The organism is Segatella copri, from assembly GCF_019127135.1.
GTDB lineage: Bacteria > Bacteroidota > Bacteroidia > Bacteroidales > Bacteroidaceae > Prevotella.
In genome coordinates this window covers 1-1,602 of sequence record NZ_JAHOEA010000139.1, presented here as the reverse complement: position 1 = coordinate 1,602, position 1,602 = coordinate 1, and the positions used below count along the sequence as shown (strand labels likewise).

The 1,602-nt window shown below is 41.4% G+C and carries 1 protein-coding gene; it reads right to left on the bottom strand.

Annotated elements, in window-relative coordinates:
- Nucleotides 1-26: 26 nt before the first annotated feature.
- Complete coding sequence (locus tag KSW37_RS15515; RefSeq protein ID WP_420377651.1) at nucleotides 27-1,466, bottom strand: IS4 family transposase; 1,440 nt, start codon at nucleotides 1,464-1,466, stop codon at nucleotides 27-29.
- Nucleotides 1,467-1,602 lie beyond the last annotated feature (136 nt).

The window sequence follows — 1,602 nt, the reverse complement described above, 5'->3', positions numbered from 1 at the left end:
ACTGAAGTTTCGCAAGTGAATAAATATCAACTTGCTTGTTTATAAATATACATATTACGTAGCGTATGGGCAACAGGATTACTTTCGATGAAATCTGCCAGCAACTCTGTAGCATCTATAGAGTAACGCTCTGCTGCTTCCAGAACGAAGTCCAAAATGATAGCCCATATCTTGTCCGTTACGGACAACTCGAGAGTGTCATTGGTAACTTCTGTAAAGAGACCACCGATGGTTTCATACGCTTCAAATCTCTTCACTGTACACAAGATGTTATACTGCATCATTGTCAAAGTGAAGCTAGCAATTTGAGCGGCAAAATGTACAGACTGGCATTTACCAAAGTTCAGCAAGGTCTTGCAATCCTTGTATGCAACTTCGGTAGCCCATCGTCTGGCATAAATACGATACGCCTCAAGGAAGCTAAGAGAAAGGTCTGTGGTCAACAACCCATTCCAGTTTCCCTTGCGTCCTCGCTTGCAAAAGAACAAACGGACTGGCACACCATCCAACTTAACGTCCATTGTACAATAGGTACAGCGAAGTATTTTGTTGTGTTTGCATGCCTTCTCCTTTTGCAGGTGCTTGATGATTTGCTTGGCATTCATCTTGCCATGCTTCGTTGCATAGTTGGTTTTGCCCAGTTTAATCATGCCCAACAGGTGACACTTGATATGTCTGCTGGAAATGAAACGCACAAGCTTAGTGTTTGTAAACCAGCTATCTACGAGCAAGTAATCAAAGCGAACACCTCGCTTGATGGCATACTTGACCATATCTATGGCCTTGTCTGTCTTCTTCATCAGATATTCATCCACACGATCTTTTACCGCTTGCCCTTCGTGGTCCTCGGTATAGCGAGCTTTGCGTTGCTTAGCAGTAAGTCCCTGAACCTTTTGCTTGTCCTTTCCCTCCTCACCATGAAGAGAGAAATCGAGAAAGAGCTGGCTAACGCCATCGGACAACATCATGGTCAGACACTTATAACCAAGGATGCTCTTTTGATGAACATGAGACCAGATTCTTCCTATGAGTTCGGTCGTCATACCAGTCTTAGGTGCATCAGTATCATCAATAATCAAACAAACCGGCTTGTCATGATGAACAGTTGTGCTGCTTGATATCTTCTTTATCAGCTGAAGATTCATTGCATATAGTAACTTGCGCCACTTGACGTTGCCATCATTCATAAAACGATAGAACATGTCTTTATCACAATTGAACAATTTACTCAAGGACGAGTTGGAGTATCGACTCGCATTCTTGACTACGAAGAACGGGAAGAGCATGAGGAGGTTGAGTACCTGCAAAGTGGTGAACTTGCAGTTCTCTTTCTTCTCTACTCCAATCTGGCTGGAGCGTATATTTATATGTTCCATCACACCCATAATGCACTTAATTGCACGATTATCGTCATTTTTTGCGAAAAAGCTTCGCAGATCTGAAATAATTTTTGTATCTTTGCTCACGGCTTTGAAGTTTTATCTTTATTGTTTAGCGATTATAAAGATACTCATTTTCTGTGAGTTATACAAACTTCAGAGCCTTTTTTATTCCAAAATTACGTTAAATCACGCTTGTGAATTTTCACTTGCGAAACTTTAG